Source organism: Nocardioides maradonensis (genome assembly GCF_054777115.1).
On the sequence record NZ_BAAHAZ010000008.1, the window covers coordinates 92683 to 108967 of the forward strand.

Genomic DNA, 16285 nt, shown 5'->3' on the forward strand with positions numbered 1-16285 from the left:
CAGCCTCCTCAGAAGATCGCGTTCAGGACGATGACCATGGCCAGTGCGATGCCGGCCAGCGGCACGGGTCGGCGGTACCAGGCGTACGTCGACTCCAAGGGATCCGTCCGCTCCTCCCGGGGTGTCTCGGAGTAGACCAGCCCGCGCAGCTCGGCGGCAGGCTTCGGCTTCGTGACGAGCGAGACCAGCACGCTCAGCCCGACGTCGACCACGAACGCCGTCGAGGCGCACAGGAAGGCGGCGCCCTGCCCGCTGATGGGGATGACGCCCTGGGACAGGCCGCCGAGCGTCCCGTCGGCCAGGATCGCCACGACGACCGCGCCGCAGGTGCCGGCCACGAGCCCGACCCAGCCGGCAGTGGCGGTCATCCGCTTCCAGAACATGCCGAGGATGAAGGTCGCGAACAGCGGGGCGTTGAAGAACCCGAACAGGGTCTGCAGGTAGTCCATGACGTTGGAGAAGTGGGAGGCCACCGCGGCGGTCGCGATCGCGATCACGGTCGCGGCGACGGTGGCGATCCGGCCGATCGTGACGTAGTAGGCGCCGGGACGGTCCTTGACGACGTACGTCCCCCACAGGTCGTAGCTGAAGACGGTGTTGAACGCGGAGATGTTCGCGGCCATGCCGGCCATGAACGCCGCGAGCAGGCCGGTGATCGCGACGCCGAGCAGACCGTTGGGCAGCAGGTCGCGCATCAGGTAGAGCAGCGCGTCGTTGTACGCGACGCCGTCGCCGGACGCACCACCGCGTGGTGACCCGCCCGCCTTGAGCTGGGCGATCTCGGTCACCAGGACGGCGGCCAGCATGCCCGGGACGATCGTGATGAACGGGACGAACATCTTCGGGAAGGCACCGATGATCGGCGTCTTGCGCGCCGAGGAGATCGAGTCCGAGGCCATGGCCCGCTGGACCTCGACGAAGTTCGTCGTCCAGTAGCCGAAGGACAGCACGAAGCCGAGGCCGAACACGATCCCGACCACCGACCAGAACGACGAGTCGAAGCCGGACAGCGCCTGCCCGGGCCAGGACGACCTCTGCTGGGCGACCGTGGCGGCCACCGCGCCGTCCTTGACCTGCGGGGCGAGCTTGTCCATCAGCCCGCTCCAGCCGCCGACCTTGTGCAGGCCGATGATCGTGAGCGGCAGCAAGCCGGCCACGATCACGAAGAACTGCAGGACCTCGTTGTAGATCGCGGCCGACAGCCCGCCGAGGGTGATGTAGGACAGCACCACGAGCGCGGCGACCACGAGCGCGATCCACAGCGGCCAGCCGAGCAGCGCGTGCACGATCGTGCCGAGCAGGTAGAGGTTGACGCCGGCGATGAGCAGCTGGGCCAGCGCGAAGGAGAACGAGTTGACCAGGTGCGCACCCGGCCCGAACCGGCGGAGCATGAACTCCGGCACCGAGCGGACCTTGGAGCCGTAGTAGAACGGCATCATCACCACGCCCAGGAAGAGCATGGCGGGGATGGCGCCGACCCAGAAGTAGTGGACCGTGGGCAGGCCGATCTGGGCGCCGGTGGCGGACATGCCCATGATCTCGACCGCGCCGAGGTTCGCGGAGATGAATGCCAGACCGGTGACCCACGCGGGCAACGAGCGCCCCGAGAGGAAGAAGCCGACGGAGTCCGAGACCTTGGACCGCGCCAGCCATCCGATCCCGAGGACGAACACGAAGTACGTCGCGAGGATCAGGTAGTCGACCGAGTTCGCCTGGATGATCGTGAGCGGCATCACCCTCGTGACGTTATCCCCCGTCGGACGCGACTCCCGGGAACTCGGCGACCAGGCGTGGGGGCGCCATCGCGAGCCAGCCGTCGGCGAGGACCTCGGTCAGCTCCTGCTCGGTCACGTGGGCGAGGTCGACCAGCACGGCGGCGTACCCGTGGAAGTGCTCGATGGTGAAGACGGCATCGGAGCTGGTGGCGAGCAGCGCCTCCTTCTCCGCGAGGCCGGCGGTGCGTACGCCGACGAGCGGCTCGGCGGGGTAGGGCTGATCGCCGAACCGCTTGATGTCCGCCTTCGTGTACGGCCTCTCCCACGCGAACCCCTTGCCGGCGACCGACCATGCGAGGTTGCCACGCCGCTCCCCCTCCTCGACCTCGGGGAAGGTGGCGACGATGCGAGCGACGTCATCGATATCCACGTGCCGAGCGTAGGCCGCCCGCACTAGCGTTGTCCTCCATGAGCGCCACCCTGCAGGTCCACGATCTCTCCTGCGGGTACGGCGCCAAGGCGCTCTTCGACGGCCTCGACCTCGTCGTCGCCCCCGGGGACGTCGTCGGCCTGGTCGGCCCCAACGGCGCCGGCAAGTCGACGCTGCTGCGCACACTCGCGGGCGAGCTGGCGCCGGAGGCGGGCAGCGTGACGGTGAGCCCGCCGAGCGCGTCGATCGGCTATCTCTCGCAGGAGCCCGAGCGCCGGCCGGGTGAGAGCGTGCGCGACTTCCTGGCGCGGCGCACCGGCGTCGCCGCGGCCCAGGCGCGCTACGACGCGGCCACGGCGGCGTACGACGACGACCCGGAGGAGTACGCCGAGGCCCTCGACCACTGGCTCGCCCTCGGTGCGGCGGACCTCGAGGAGCGGACGGAGGCGGTGCTCGCCGACCTGGGCCTGACCGTCGGCCAGGAGGCGCTGATGACCAGCCTCTCCGGTGGGCAGGCGGCGCGCGCCAACCTCGCCTCGCTGCTGCTCAGCCGCTACGACGTCCTCCTGCTCGACGAGCCCACCAACGACCTCGACCTCGACGGACTCGACCGGCTCGAGCGGTTCGTCGCGGACCTGCGGGCCGGCGTGGTGCTGGTCAGCCACGACCGCGAGTTCCTCGCCCGCAGCGTCAACCGGGTGCTCGAGCTCGACCTGCACCAGCACCAGGTCAACCTGTACGGCGGCGGCTACGACGCCTACCTGCAGGAGCGCGAGATCGCGCGGCTGCACGCCCGCGAGGCCTACGAGGAGTACGCCGGCAAGCTCGGCGACCTGCGTGACCGGATGACCACGCAGCGCAGCTGGGCGAGCCAGGGAGTGCGCAACGCCCGGCGCAAGCAGGCCACCGAGCGCGACAAGTTCGTCAAGCACTTCGCCGCCGACTCCGCCGAGAAGCAGGCCTCGAAGGTCCGCCAGTCGGAGAAGGCGATCGAGCGGCTCGAGCGCAACGCCGTCGAGGAGCCCCGCAAGGAGTGGGAGCTGCGGATGGAGATCGCGGCCGCGCCCCGCTCGGGTGCGGTGACGGCAGCGCTCCGCGGCGCCGTCGTACGCCGGGGCGACTTCCGGCTGGGTCCGGTCGACCTGGAGATCGGATGGGCCGAGAAGGTCGCGATCGTGGGACCGAACGGCTCGGGCAAGTCGACCCTGCTCGCCGCGCTGCTGGGCCGGGTCGAGCTCGCCGAGGGCAGCCGGCACCTCGGCCCCGGGGTGGTCGTGGGCGAGGTGGACCAGGCGCGCCGGCTCTTCGAGGGCGACACCCCCCTGGTCGACGCGTTCCAGCAGCACGTGCCGGACCAGGCGCCCGAGGAGATCCGCACCCTGCTGGCGAAGTACGGCCTCAGGTCCGACCACGTGACCCGCCCGGCCGACAGCCTCAGCCCGGGCGAGCGTACCCGCGCCGGCCTGGCCCTGCTGCAGTCGCGAGGCGTGAACCTGCTGGTCCTCGACGAGCCGACCAACCACCTCGACCTGCCGGCCATCGAGCAGCTGGAGCAAGCGCTCGACAGCTATCCGGGCACCCTGCTGCTGGTCACCCACGACCGGCGGATGCTCGCCGCCGTGCACACCACGCGGACGTTGCGGGTGGCCGCGGGTGTGGTCACAGTGGAGCAATGAGCGAGCCGAGGATCGTCGCCGTCGAGGGCGACATCACCACCCTTGCCGTGGACGCGATCGTCAACGCCGCGAACTCCCGGGTCCGCGGTGGCGGCGGTGTCGACGGCGCCATCCACTCGCGCGGCGGCCGCGCCATCCTCGAGGACTGCGTCGCCCGGTTCCCGCACGGCCTCGCCACCGGCGACGCGGGGGCGACGGTCGCCGGCGACCTGCCCAGTCGTTGGGTCATCCACGCCGTCGGCCCCAACCGGCACGCCGGCCAGGACGACCCGGCACTCCTGGAGTCGGCGTACCGCCGCAGCTTCGAGGTCGCCGAGGAGATCGGTGCCCGCACCGTCGCGTGCTCGCTGATCGGAGCCGGTGTCTACGGCTGGTCCGTCGCCGAGTCGGTGCACGCCGCCCTCACCGCGCTGGAGGTCGCGGGCCGGGGTCTCGAGGAGGTCCAGCTGGTGTGCTTCGGTGCCCGGACGTACGCCGAGGTCAGGACTCTGCTCGAGGCACGCTGATCTCGACGGGATCGCCCACCGTCACCGTGCCACCCTCGAGCACCCGGAACACCGTGCCCGCCCGGCGGCGCAGCGCCTCCTGCGCGCCGCGGCCGATGGTGTCGTCGAGGAGCTTGCACGGCGCCGCGACACGCACGGCCTCGAGCAGCACGTCGCCGATCCGCAGCAGCGACCCCGGCTCCCGGGGCACCTCGGCGCCACTGATCGTCAGGTTCCGCCGGGTCAGCCCGCTCGGGACGTCCGAGCCGAACACCGCGGCCGCCTCGTCCAGGCTCTCCCGGCTCTGCACGGTCACGTGGCGGTGGCGGGTGCCGTGGTAGCGGTCCCCCACGATCCCCTTGCCGGCCTCCACCTCCACCGACGCCTTGTCCTGCATCGGCAGGCGCGACCCCTTCGCGACGTGGATCCAGACGACCACCGGAGCACTCACGCCCCCATTGTCACCGCGCGAGGATCAGCCCCGAGGTCGGCACTCCGGTACCCGCCGTCACGAGCACGTGCTGCGGGTCGGGCACCTGGTTGACCGACGTACCGCGGATCTGGCGGACGCCCTCGGCGATGCCGTTCATGCCGTGGATGTAGGCCTCGCCGAGCTGGCCGCCGTGGGTGTTGATCGGCAGCCGGCCGCCGATCTCGATGGCGCCGTCCTTGACGAAGTCGGGCGCCTCGCCGCGGCCGCAGAAGCCGAGCTCCTCCAGCTGCATGAGGACGTACGGCGTGAAGTGGTCGTAGAGGACCGTCATCGGGATGTCGTCCGGGGTCAGCCCGCTCTGCCGCCACAGGTCGCGGCCGACGACACCCATCTCGGGGATGCCGATGTCGTCGCGGTAGTACGAGGTCATCACGAACTGGTCGCGACCGCTCCCCTGCGACGCCGCCGTGATGTACGCCGGTGCCTGGGCCAGGTCGCGCGCCCGCTCGGCCGAGGTGACGACGATCGCCACGGCGCCGTCGGACTCCTGGCAGCAGTCGAGCAGGTGCAGCGGGTCGGCGATCATCCGGGAGGCCTGGTGCTCCTCCAGGGTGATCGGCCTGCCGTAGAAGAACGCCGCCGGGTTGGTGGCGGCGTGCCGCCGGTCGGCCACGGCGACGCGGCCGAAGTCGGCCGAGGTGGCGCCGTACTCGTGCATGTAGCGGCGCGCCTGCATCGCCACCGTCGCCGCGGGCGTCGACAGCCCGAGCGGGTAGGTCCACGCGTTGTCGAGGCCGTTGGTGTTGACCTGGGCGGCGGCCCACTGCGAGACCTGGCCGAAGCGGTCGCCCGAGCGCTCGTTGAAGCCGCGGTAGGCGACGACGACGTCGGCGACCCCGGTGGCGACGGCCATCGCGGCCTGCTGGACCGTGGCGCAGGCCGCACCACCGCCGTAGTTGATCCGGCTGAAGAAGCGGAGCTCGGGGATGCCCAGCTCGCGCGCGACGGCGATCTCGGAGGAGCTGTCCATCGTGAAGGTCGTCAGGCCGTCGACGTCGGCGGGCGTCAGGCCGCAGTCGGCCAGCGCGTACCGGACCGCCTCGACCGAGAGCTGCAGCTCGGACCGACCCGACTCCTTGGAGAACTCGGTCGCGCCGATGCCGACGATCGCGGCCTTGCCGCTCAGCGTGCGGCTCATGCGGCGACCCGCACGGTGCCGATGACGTGGTCGCCGAGGCTGACCGCACCGACGACCTTGATGGTGGCGACGCCGTCCTCGACCTCGGTGACCTCGCCGGAGAACGTGAACGTGTCGTAGGGGTACGCCGGAGCGCCCAGCCGGATCGCGATGCCCTGGATCTGCACGTCCGGGCCGACCCAGTCGGTCACGTAGCGCTCGCACAGCGCGGTCGAGGTCAGGATGTTCACGAAGATGTCCTTCGAGCCGGCGGCCTGCGCGATGTCGCGGTCGTGGTGCACGTCCTGGAAGTCGCGGGTCGCGATCGCCGTGGAGACCACCAGCGTCGGGGTGATCGGGAGGCTCCACTCGGGGAGCTTGTCGCCGACGTTCACTTCGTCTCCTCGTCCACACGGCTCCACAGCGGGAGCGTCAGCTCGTCGTCGATGCGGTTCCAGCCCACCCGCACCCGGTCGCCGATCTCGACCGGCCCCGTCATCTCGGCCACCATCCGCACGCCCTCGTCGAGGTCGACCAGGGCGATCGTCAGCGGCAGCACCTTCCCGGGCACCTGGGGTGCGTGGTGCACCAGGTAGGAGAAGACGGTGCCGGTGCCGGCGGCGACCACGTGACCGCGGTCGAAGGCACCGCACTCCGGGCACGCCGGGCCGGGCGGGTGCCGCAGCACGCCGCAGGCGTTGCAGGTCTGGATGCGGAGCTCGCCGATCGCCGTACCCTCGAAGAAGTAGGCGTTGTCCCGGTTCACGACCGGACGGACCGGGCCGCTCACGAGCTCCCCTGCGCTCGCTGCGCTCGCGCGGCTCCCTCGCTCGCGGCCAGCGCCTCCGAGCTCGTTCCTCGCTCGGTCGCTGCCGCTCGCTCAGTCGCCTTCGGGATGAACTTCAGCACCCGGAACAGCATCGTCGCGACGCGCTCGTCGCCGACGTACCAGGTGTTGCGCGACGTCACGAAGTAGCCCACGCCCATGCCGGTCGCCTTCGGGCCGACCACCGAGTCCAGGGCCGTGGTGACCCGGACCCGCTCCCCCACGCGCAGGTAGCGGTCGTAGGACTGCTCGCAGTTGGTGCCGAGCACGGCCGTGAAGCCGGCGTCGGTGAGCACCCGCATCATCGAGTGCAGCGGGTCGTCCTCGGACGGCTTCCCGCCCAGTCCGTACATCGTCCACACCTGCGCCATCGACGGCGGCGCCTCGCCGGCCGTGAAGCGCGGGTTGTCCACGCCCAGGGCCTCGAGCCAGTTGTTGATGGTCGGCTGGTTGACCTCGTCGCGGGCGGTCCGCTCGGCGGCCTCGCCCCACGCCTTGATCCGCTCGGCCTCAGCCATCACCTTCTCGTGCACCTCGGGTGCCACCAGGTCCGTCATCGCGGCACCCGCGGCAGGCCGAGACCGAACATGGCGATCAGCTCGCGCTGCACTTCCTGCACTCCGCCTCCGAAGGTCAGCACCAGGTTCCGCTTGGCCTGGGCGTCGAGGTAGTCGACCAGCTCGCGCGTGTCCGGGTCGGAGGTGTCGCCGTACCGGTGGACGAGCGAGACCAGGTCCGCGAGCAGGTGCTGGACCTGGTCGGATGCGAAGACCTTGGACGACGACGCGTCGGCGACCTTGATCTCGCCGGAGGCGGCGGCGCGCGCGACCTCCCAGTTGAGCAGCTCGTTGATCCTGAACACCGCCGTCGTCTTCCCGAGCAGCTCCCGCACGTCCGGCAGGTCCCGTACGCCGGCGGCGTCGGCCCACCGCACGACGCGGTCGCGCAGCCCCTCGATCCGGCCGGCCGGCCCGAGCATGACGCGCTCGTGGTTGAGCTGGGTGGTGATCAGCTTCCAGCCCTCGTTCTCCTCGCCGACCAGCATGTCGACAGGCACCCGGACGTCGTTGAAGTACGTCGCGTTGACGTGGTGCGAGCCGTCCGCGGTGATGATCGGCGTCCAGCTGTAGCCGGGGTCCTTCGTATCCACGATGAGGATCGAGATGCCCTTGTGCTTGGGCGCGTCCGGGTCGGTCCGCACCGCGAGCCACAGGTAGTCGGCCTGGTGGCCGCCGGTGGTCCACATCTTCTGGCCGTTGACCAGGTAGTACGGGTCGCCGTCGCCCTGGATCAGCTTGGCGGTGGTGCGCAGCGACGCCAGGTCGGTGCCGGCGTCCGGCTCGCTGTAGCCGATCGCGAAGTGCACGTCGCCCTTGAGGATCCGCTCGAGGAAGAGCTCCTTCTGCTTCGGCGTCCCGTAGCGGATCAGGGTCGGCCCGACGGTCTGCAGCGTGACCGACGGCAGGTGCACGTCGGCGTACTGCGCCTCGTTGGCGAAGATCGTCTGCTCGATCTCGCCGAGCCCGTGGCCGCCGTACTCCTTCGGCCAGCCGACACCCATCCAGCCGTCGCTGCCGAGCCGCCGGATCATCCGCTCGTACGTCGGTCCGTGCCGGTTCCACGCGCCCTCGACCGGGAGACGTCGGTCGCTTCGCTCCCCGTCGGCTAGCGCCACGGGGTCCTGCAAGCCGTGGAAGTCGGCCGCGACGCCGCCGAAGTACCTGCGCAGCTCGGCCTTCAGCGCTCGCTGGTCCTCGGTGAGCTCGAGGTTCTTGGCCGCGCCGTCCTCGACCGGCACCTCGGCGCCGTGGGTGTCGAGCGCGTGCGCGAGGTCGGTGCCCCAGGTCGTGTAGCCGACGAGCGGGTAGGTGATGTCGACTCCCATGCCGCCGTGCAGGTGGTGGCAGGTGCGCAGTGCGTACGGCGCCACGCGGCTGGCCCAGTAGGCCGCGACCGCCAGGTCGTCGGCGGCCGGCAGCCCCTCGGCCACCCGCCAGACCGCGTTGTCCGCGGCGAGGTCGAGGGTGCGGGAGGTGACGTACACGTCGGCCATCTGCAGGCTCACGGCCTGGAACTCCGCGAGCGCCCGCCCGAACTGCTGGCGGCCCTTGACGTAGTCGGCCGTCAGGTCCCGCGCACCGGCGAGCACGCCGGCCGCGGTGACCGCGAGACCGGCGGTCGCGAGCTCCTGCAGCCGCGCTCCCGACCCGTCACCGAGCGCCTCGGCGGGCGCACCGTCGAGCACGACCGTGTGCTGCGGCTCGGCGCTGCTGGCGGACGACCCCACGATGGTGACGCCCGGTCCGGCCGGGTCGACCAGCACGGCGACGTCGCCGGCGCGTACCAGCAGCCGGCCCGCGGTCGCGGCACCCGTGACGCCGACCTTGCGGCCGGTGACGGCTGCGCCGTCGAAGGTCGTGGTGGCGCCGTGGGCGTCCCGCAGCGCAGGCGCGACCAGCAGGGAACCGTCGGCGATCGCGGGCAGCAGGTCCTTGCGCTGGGCGTCGGTGCCGTGGTCGGCCAGGGTCAGCGCCGCGCAGCACAGCGTCTCCCATGCCGGCACCCGTACGCCGCGCCGCGCGCTCTCCCGCAGCAGCACCGCCACCGCGGGCAGGCCGAGCCCGGCACCGCCGTACTCCTCGGGCAGGGGTGCGGCCGTCAGCCCGGCGGCCGCCCACGCCGACCAGGAGGCGGCATCCGCCTCACGGTCGAGCACCTCGGCCACGACGCTCCGGACTGCGCTGATCGCCTCGTTGTCCACGAGACAAAACTATAACGTGTTCTAGTACCGCGCGCACGGGACGGCTCACCCGGTCTCGACGGCCGCCTTCAGCCGCGCCAGCTGCTCGGGGAAGTGCCGGATCAGCGCGTCGGCGTCCGGCACCGACTCACGGCACGCGATGACGCCGACGTGGACCTGACCGGCGTTCGACATCACCGTGATGTTGAGGCCGGCGCCGTGGAACACCGGGCCGAGCGGGTAGAGCGCGTCGATGCGCGCGCCCACGAAGTAGAGCGGCACCGGCGGGCCGGGGACGTTGGAGATCACCAGGTTGTGCACGACCGGGTGCCGCTCGGCGAGCCGCAGGTTGGCGTAGGCACGCACGGCGAGCCCGAAGGTCCGCGGTGCGGCGAACTCGGCCCAGTCCTGGAGCGCGTCGGCCGGGATGGCGTTGTGGTGGTCCTTGGCGTTGCGGTTGCGCTCCGCCATCATCTCGAGGCGCTCCATCGGGTCCTCGACGTCGGTGCCGAGCTTGGTGAAGAGCGCGGAGACCTTGTTCGCGCCACCGGCTCGCTTCGAGGAGCCGCGCACGCTCACCGGCACCGTGGCCAGCAACGAGGCCGCCGGCAGCTCGTCGCGCTCCTCGAGGTAGGCGCGCAGGGCGCCTCCGCAGACCGCGAGCACCACGTCGTTGACGGTGGTCCCGGTCGCCTTCTTGATCGCCTTGATGTCGTCCAGCTCCATGTCGGCCACCGCGATCGAGCGGTGGCCGGTGATGGTGCCGTTGAACGAGGTGCGCGGGGCCGAGAAGGGCGCCGCCATGGCGGTCCCCTGCCGGGCACGGCCGATGGTCCGCGTGACGAGGGCGGCCGAGGGCTTGAGCACCTTGACGAGCGTGACCGGACGCGCCGCCGTACCGAGCACGGCCCGGCCGAGCAGCTCGCGTCGGCCCGGGTCGCGCAGCGAGGACAGACCCTCGGGAGCGAGCGGCGCCGCATCGGGCTCGAGCGAGCACAGGTAGGAGATCAGGCTCGCGCCGGACACCCCGTCGACGGTCGCGTGATGCATCTTGGTGAAGACGACGACCTTCTCCGCGCCGTCCTCGCCGTCGGGGCGGTAGCCCTCGATGACCCACATCTGCCACAGCGGTCGCGAGCGGTCCAGCGGCAGCGAGGCCAGGTGCGCGCAGAGGTCCGTCAGCTCGGCGTACCCACCGGGCGTGGGGAGCGCGAGCCGGTGCACGTGCCGTTCGATGTCGAAGCTCTTGTCCTCGACCCAGACCGGGTGGTCCAGGCCGAGCGGGACCGAGCGGATCTTGCGCTTGAACGCGGGCACGCCCGCCACCCGCCGGTCGAGCTCGGCCAGCATCTCGTCGAAGCGGTACGCCGTGGGCATGGTGCTCGGGTCGAGCACCATCACCGCGCACACGTGCATGAGCTGTGCGGGCGTCTCGAGGTAGAGGAAGCTCGCGTCGAGCCCCGACAACCGTTCCATCGCGGATCCCCCTCGGGCGTCGTGACCAGGCCTAGAACCTGTTCCACCTGGGTCAACACTAAGGGCTAGCATCCGGATCATGGGATTCACCGGGCGCCAGCTGGTCAACGCCGCACTCGTCGCGAACGCGATCCGGCCGCTCCCCGGCTACCGCGGCGGGGCCCTCGGGTTCTTCCCAGGCTGGCTCACCAGCGAGCTCGCCCCGCACGTGCTGGCCGGCCTGACCGCCGACACGGCGATCCAGGTGGCGCGCGGCCGCGCCTCGCGGACGGGCCTCGCTCTCGCGGCTGCCTCCGCGATCGGCCTGGGCTACGTCATCCGGCAGAGCACGGGCGCCGGCGCGATCGTCACCACCGCCCTCGAGGACAGCCTCACGAGCGGGTTCGACGTCGACGTACCTCCCACCGACCTGGTCGGAGCCACCTCGTGGCGCCGGCTGCTCAACCCGTTCCGCTTCGCGAACGAGGGCCGCCGCGCCGGGGTCGAGGTGCACAAGAACATCCAGTACGCGCCGTACGGACGACGCGGGCTGCTGGACGTCTACACCTCCGCCGTCACGCCCTCCTCGGGCGCTCCCGTGCTCCTCCAGATCCACGGCGGCGGCTGGACGATCGGGAACAAGGACCAGCAGGGCATCCCGCTGATGCAGCACCTCGCCGCCAAGGGCTGGGTCTGCGTCGCGCCGAACTACCGGCTCTCGCCGCGCAACGACTGGCCCGCGCACGTCGTCGACATCAAGGCGGCCATCGCGTGGATCAAGGAGAACATCGCCGAGTACGGCGGCGACCCCGACTACATCGCCATCACCGGCGGATCGGCCGGCGGCCACCTGACCGCCCTGGCCGCGCTGACCCCGAACGACCCCACGTTCCAGCCCGGGTTCGAGTCGGCCGACACCACGGTCCAGGTCGCGGTCCCGCACTACGGCGTCTACGACTTCGCCGGCGCGACCGGCCTGCGCAGCGCGGTCACGATGCGCGACAGCTTCCTGGCGCCCCGGGTGCTGAAGAAGAGGTACGCCGACGACCCGGAGCCCTTCGCCGCCGCCTCCCCGCTGCTGCGGATCACCGAGGACGCGCCGGACTTCTTCGTCATCCACGGCGCCAACGACACGCTCGTCGACGTACGCCAGGCACGCGCGTTCGTGGACAAGCTGAAGCGGATCTCGCGGCGCTCGGTGACGTACGCCGAGCTGCCCGGCACCCAGCACGCGTTCGACGTCTTCCCGTCCATCCGCTCGCAGGCGATCGTGCGCGCGATCGACCGCTACCTGAGCTGGCACCACGCCACCTGGACCCGGGAGCACTCCCCCGCGAGCTGATCGCATATTGATTGGCGATTTCATCGATATCACGGGAAGATTTCCCGCATGGGATTCGTGACGTACGCCGATGTGCTGCGGATCCCCACCGTCCGCCGGATCCTCATCCTCGGCATGGTCGTCCGGGTGCCGCTGTGGGCAGGCAACATCGCGCTCACCCTGCACGTCGTCACCCACCTGCACGGCTCGTACGCCGATGCCGGATTCGTGGCCGCCGTCCAGGCCGCGGCCCTCGGCATCAGCGGCCCGTGGCGCGGCCGGCTGCTCGACCGGCTCGGTGTCCGGCGGGCCATCACGCCCTCGCTCTTCGTGCTCGCGGCGACGTGGTCGGTCGCTCCGTGGCTCGGCTACTGGCCGCTGCTCGGCCTGGCGGCGCTCGCCGGCCTGTTCACGGTTCCCTCGTTCTCCATCGTCCGCGCCGTGCTCATCGGCGCGGTCGCCGAGGACCAGCGCGCGACCGCGCTGTCGATCGACTCCATCGCCACCGAGCTGACCTTCATGGTCGGGCCGGTCCTCGGCGTGCTGGCGGCCACGGCGCTGCCGACGTCGATCGCGCTGTTCGCGTGCGAGATGTGCTCCCTCGCGGGCGCCGTGCTCATCTGGTGGGTGAACCCCTCCCTGCACGCCCACCCGGCTCCCACCCCGGTCGAGACCGGCAGGAAGGGTCTGCGGATGACCCTGCCGATCCTCACCGTCCTGGCGATGTCGATGGCCGCGGTCATCATCCTCACTGGCGAGGACCTCGGCACCGTCGCCACGCTCCGCGAGTGGGGCATGCCGGGCTCGATCGGCTGGATGCTGGCGCTGTGGGGCTTCGGCTCCGCCGTCGGCGGCCTGCTCTACGGCGCCCTGCACACCCGGCCGTCCGCGACGGCGCTGTTGCTCCTGCTGGGCGCCTCGACGATCGCCGTACCGCTCGCGCAGGGGACGATCGGCTTCACGGTCATCCTGTTCGTGAGCGGCGCGTTCTGCGCTCCCACGATGACCGCGATGACGACGCTGCTCTCGGAGCTCGTCCCCGCGACCAACCGCGGCGAGGCGATGGGCTGGCACGGCTCCGCGATGATGCTCGGCAGCGCCGCCGCGGGGCCGCTCATCGGCGTGGCCCTGGACGGCGGCGGCTGGCGCTGGGGCTTCCTCACCGCCGGCCTGATCGGTCTGGCCATCGGCCTCGTGGGCCTGGTCGTGACCAGCCGGGCGACCCGGGTCGAGGAGCCGCTCCCGCTCGCCGACGCGGCCTGACCCGGCTCAGCGCGGCAGCCCGAGGATCCGCTCGGCCGCGACGTTGCGCAGGATCTGCGTGGTGCCGCCGGCGATCGACAGGCAGCGGGTGTTGAGCTGCTCCCAGACGTCGGCGGCGAGCCCTGGCGAGATCTTGTCGACGGCACCGAGGACGGCGAGCTCGTCCCCCTGCAGCCGTACGACGAGCTCGGAGGAGTCCTGTCGCGACCGTACGCCGAGCAGCTTGGCCACGCTCGACTCAGGCCCGGGCCCGTGGCCGCCCAGCGCGCGCAGCGTCGTGCGGACCCCGAGCAGGCCGCAGACCGTCGCGAGCGCGACCGCGCGCCCGACCTCGACCCGCTCGACGGGGCCCAGGCCGCGGGTGGCCGCCAGCTCGACGGCCCGCTCCACGCTCGTGGAGAGCCGGGCGCTGGCCATCGCGACGCGCTCGTTGGCGAGCGTCGTGCGGGCGAGGCGCCAGCCGTCGCCGGGCTCGGCGACGACGCAGTCGTCGGGCACGAAGACGGCGTCGAGGAAGACCTCGTTGAACAGCGCCTCGCCGGTGATCTCGCGCAGCGGCCGCACCTCGATGCCGGGGCCGCGCATGTCGACGAGGAAGTAGGTGATCCCCAGGTGCTGCGGGACGTCCGCATCGGTGCGCGCCAAGCAGATGCCCCAGTCGGCGCGCTCGGCGACCGAGGTCCACACCTTCTGACCGGTGATCTCCCACCCGCCGTCGACCTTGACGGCGCGGGTGCGCAGCGAGGCGAGGTCTGAGCCCGACCCGGGCTCGGAGAAGAGCTGGCACCAGACGAGCTCGCCGAGCAGAGAGGGCCGGACGAACCTCTCGCGCTGCGCATCGCTGCCGTGCGCCAGGATCGTCGGCACCGCCCACCCGGCGATGACCAGGTCGGGACGCTCCACCCCGGCCGCGGCCAACTCCTGGTCGATGACGACCTGCTGGACGGCGTCCGCACCGAGGCCGTACGGCACCGGCCAGTGCGGGGTCAGGTAGCCGGTCTCGACGAGGGCCGCGCGACGCTGGTGCACGGGGCGGATCTTGATCTTCTCCACGGTCGCGCGGATCTCCCCCCGGATCAGCTCGTCCCGTCCGTCGAGGTCGACGTCCACGGTCCGGCGTACGCCGGAGGTGGCGGCCGCCGTGAGCCGCTCGGCAGCGTCTGCCGAGCCGCCCACCAGGGAGCGCAGGGACAGCGCCCGGCGCAGGTAGAGGTGGGCGTCGTGCTCGTAGGTGAAGCCGATCCCGCCGAGCACCTGGATGCAGGCCTTGGCGATGTCGACGGCGCCGTCGAAGCAGGTCTCCAGCGCGACGTCGACGGCGAAGTCCCACTGCTGCTCGTCGCCGGCGTCACCCGCGTTCGCCGCGTCCCAGGCGGCGGCCGTGATGGCCTCGGCGGTCTCGAGCATCTCCGCGCACAGGTGCTTGATCGCCTGGAAGGACCCGATCGGCTTCCCGAACTGCTCGCGCACCTTCGCGTACTCGACGGCCGTGTCCAGGCACCAGCGGGCGACCCCGGAGGCCTCGGCCGCGGCGAAGGTGACGGCGACCCGGCGGCGGTGGTCGCTGGTCGAGGAGGAGCGAGCGCCAGCGAGCGACGTATCGAAACCCGCGACGGCGTGCCGCGCGCTCAGGTCGAGCCCGAGCGAGCCGCCGCCGTCCCAGACCACGCCGCCGGCGTACACCTGGACGCCGTGGCGACCGGGCTCGCCGGTCAGCACCCCGCCGGTCGCGGCACCGAGCAGGCCACCGGGCAGGAGGGAGTACGCGCAGGCCTCGAGCGCGACCGCCTGGTCGAGCAGCGTGCCGCCGCCCCCGCCCGCAGCCTCCGGTACGGCGATCGCGTGCACGCCCATGTCCTCCACCGCCGACCACAGGTCGGCGAAGGTGGCCGCCGGGTCGCCCTCGGCGGCGCGGATCGCCTCGATCCCGCCGAGGCTGCCGGCCCACTTGCGCAGGCTGGCGGCCAGCTCGACCTGGTCGTCGGTGATCGCGATCGACATGACACATCCTTCGGTAGTCGAGTGCCGCCGAGGAACGAGGCCACTCGATCGAGTCGGTGATCGAGTGCCGCCGAGGAACGAGGCGGTGTATCGAGATTAGAACGTGTTCTAACTCTACTAGAATCGCAGCGTGACGTCCCAGATGCCCGCCGACCTGCTCCCCCACGCCCTCGCGGCGAAGGGCTTCATGCCCGAGGACGAGGGCGCGGTGCTGCACCGGATCGCGCGGGAGCGACTCCCGCACGGCCCGGTGCTCGAGGTCGGCACGTACTGCGGCAAGTCGGCGATCTACCTGGGCGCGGCCGCGCGCGAGGTCGGCGGCGTCGTGTTCACCGTCGACCACCACCGCGGCTCGGAGGAGAACCAGGCCGGCTGGGAGCACCACGACGCCTCGGTCGTCGACCCGGAATTCGGGCTGATGGACACGCTGGGCCAGTTCCGCAAGAACATCGCCCGCGCCGGCCTCGAGGACCACGTCGTCGCCGTGGTCGGGAGGTCCACCACCGTCAGCGCGCACTGGAGCGCCCCGCTGAGCCTGTTGTTCATCGACGGCGGTCACGGCGAGCAGCCGGCGACCGACGACTACGAGGGCTGGGCGCACCACGTCATGCCGGGCGGCCTGCTCGCCATCCACGACGTGTTCCCGGACCCGGCCGACGGCGGGCGCCCGCCGTACGAGCGGATCTACCTGCCCGCGCTCGCCAGCGGCGACTTCGCGGAGGTCGAGGCCGTCGGCTCGCTGCGGGTGCTGCGTCGTCGCTGA

Annotated in this window: 15 protein-coding genes; 5 read left to right on the forward strand and 10 right to left on the reverse strand. The window is 71.7% G+C overall.

Annotated elements, in window-relative coordinates; translation table 11 throughout:
* Nucleotides 1–8: 8 nt before the first annotated feature.
* Both ACYVAQ_RS11230 and ACYVAQ_RS11235 read right to left on the reverse strand, forming a co-directional pair.
* A complete protein-coding gene (locus ACYVAQ_RS11230) occupies nt 9–1733 on the reverse strand; it encodes a sodium:solute symporter family protein (RefSeq protein ID WP_460789406.1) in 1725 nt (574 codons plus the stop codon).
* Between the two features lie 13 nt (nt 1734–1746).
* The gene (locus ACYVAQ_RS11235) at nt 1747–2145 is read right to left on the reverse strand and encodes an MmcQ/YjbR family DNA-binding protein (protein WP_460789409.1); all 399 of its coding nucleotides are present in this window, start codon (nt 2143–2145) and stop codon (nt 1747–1749) included.
* Between the two features lie 38 nt (nt 2146–2183).
* Here ACYVAQ_RS11235 and ACYVAQ_RS11240 point away from each other — a divergent pair, with 38 nt between their 5' ends.
* Both ACYVAQ_RS11240 and ACYVAQ_RS11245 read left to right on the forward strand, forming a co-directional pair.
* Entirely contained in the window at nt 2184–3821 is a 1638-nt protein-coding gene (locus ACYVAQ_RS11240) for an ABC-F family ATP-binding cassette domain-containing protein (protein WP_460789411.1), read from the forward strand.
* Nucleotides 3818–4327 (forward strand): macro domain-containing protein, encoded by a 510-nt coding sequence (locus ACYVAQ_RS11245; protein WP_460789414.1) that lies wholly within the window; start codon nt 3818–3820, stop codon nt 4325–4327. Before ACYVAQ_RS11240 ends, ACYVAQ_RS11245 begins: the two co-directional genes overlap by 4 nt.
* On the opposite strand, the gene ACYVAQ_RS11250 is transcribed toward ACYVAQ_RS11245, so the two are convergent.
* The 7 genes from ACYVAQ_RS11250 to ACYVAQ_RS11280 are packed head-to-tail and all read right to left on the reverse strand — an operon-like array spanning nt 4302 to nt 10958.
* Entirely contained in the window at nt 4302–4757 is a 456-nt protein-coding gene (locus ACYVAQ_RS11250) for an MOSC domain-containing protein (protein ID WP_460789416.1), read from the reverse strand. The genes ACYVAQ_RS11245 and ACYVAQ_RS11250 overlap by 26 nt on opposite strands.
* A 10-nt stretch (nt 4758–4767) precedes the next feature.
* Nucleotides 4768–5937 carry a lipid-transfer protein gene (locus ACYVAQ_RS11255; RefSeq protein WP_460789418.1) on the reverse strand — a complete coding sequence of 390 codons (1170 nt, stop codon included), beginning with the start codon at nt 5935–5937 and terminating at the stop codon, nt 4768–4770.
* Entirely contained in the window at nt 5934–6311 is a 378-nt protein-coding gene (locus ACYVAQ_RS11260) for a MaoC family dehydratase (RefSeq protein ID WP_460789420.1), read from the reverse strand. Before ACYVAQ_RS11260 ends, ACYVAQ_RS11255 begins: the two co-directional genes overlap by 4 nt.
* A complete protein-coding gene (locus tag ACYVAQ_RS11265; RefSeq protein WP_460789422.1) occupies nt 6308–6706 on the reverse strand; it encodes a Zn-ribbon domain-containing OB-fold protein in 399 nt (132 codons plus the stop codon). Before ACYVAQ_RS11265 ends, ACYVAQ_RS11260 begins: the two co-directional genes overlap by 4 nt.
* Complete coding sequence (locus tag ACYVAQ_RS11270; RefSeq protein WP_460789424.1) at nt 6703–7299, reverse strand: FAS1-like dehydratase domain-containing protein; 597 nt, start codon at nt 7297–7299, stop codon at nt 6703–6705. The genes ACYVAQ_RS11265 and ACYVAQ_RS11270 overlap by 4 nt, the downstream gene beginning before the upstream one ends.
* Entirely contained in the window at nt 7296–9503 is a 2208-nt protein-coding gene (locus ACYVAQ_RS11275; RefSeq protein ID WP_460789426.1) for an acyl-CoA dehydrogenase, read from the reverse strand. The genes ACYVAQ_RS11270 and ACYVAQ_RS11275 overlap by 4 nt, the downstream gene beginning before the upstream one ends.
* 45 nt (nt 9504–9548) lie before the next feature.
* Complete coding sequence (locus tag ACYVAQ_RS11280) at nt 9549–10958, reverse strand: WS/DGAT/MGAT family O-acyltransferase (RefSeq protein ID WP_460789428.1); 1410 nt, start codon at nt 10956–10958, stop codon at nt 9549–9551.
* A gap of 79 nt (nt 10959–11037) precedes the next feature.
* Between ACYVAQ_RS11280 and ACYVAQ_RS11285 the strand changes: the two genes are divergently transcribed.
* Nucleotides 11038–12279 (forward strand): alpha/beta hydrolase fold domain-containing protein, encoded by a 1242-nt coding sequence (locus tag ACYVAQ_RS11285; protein WP_460789430.1) that lies wholly within the window; start codon nt 11038–11040, stop codon nt 12277–12279.
* A 48-nt stretch (nt 12280–12327) separates the two neighbouring features.
* Complete coding sequence (locus ACYVAQ_RS11290) at nt 12328–13521, forward strand: MFS transporter (RefSeq protein WP_460789432.1); 1194 nt, start codon at nt 12328–12330, stop codon at nt 13519–13521.
* Between the two features lie 6 nt (nt 13522–13527).
* Here ACYVAQ_RS11290 and ACYVAQ_RS11295 read toward each other — a convergent pair whose 3' ends face one another.
* Complete coding sequence (locus tag ACYVAQ_RS11295) at nt 13528–15522, reverse strand: acyl-CoA dehydrogenase family protein (protein ID WP_460789434.1); 1995 nt, start codon at nt 15520–15522, stop codon at nt 13528–13530.
* A gap of 130 nt (nt 15523–15652) precedes the next feature.
* Between ACYVAQ_RS11295 and ACYVAQ_RS11300 the strand changes: the two genes are divergently transcribed.
* Nucleotides 15653–16285, forward strand: coding sequence for a class I SAM-dependent methyltransferase (locus tag ACYVAQ_RS11300; protein WP_460789437.1), 633 nt, complete (start codon nt 15653–15655; stop codon nt 16283–16285).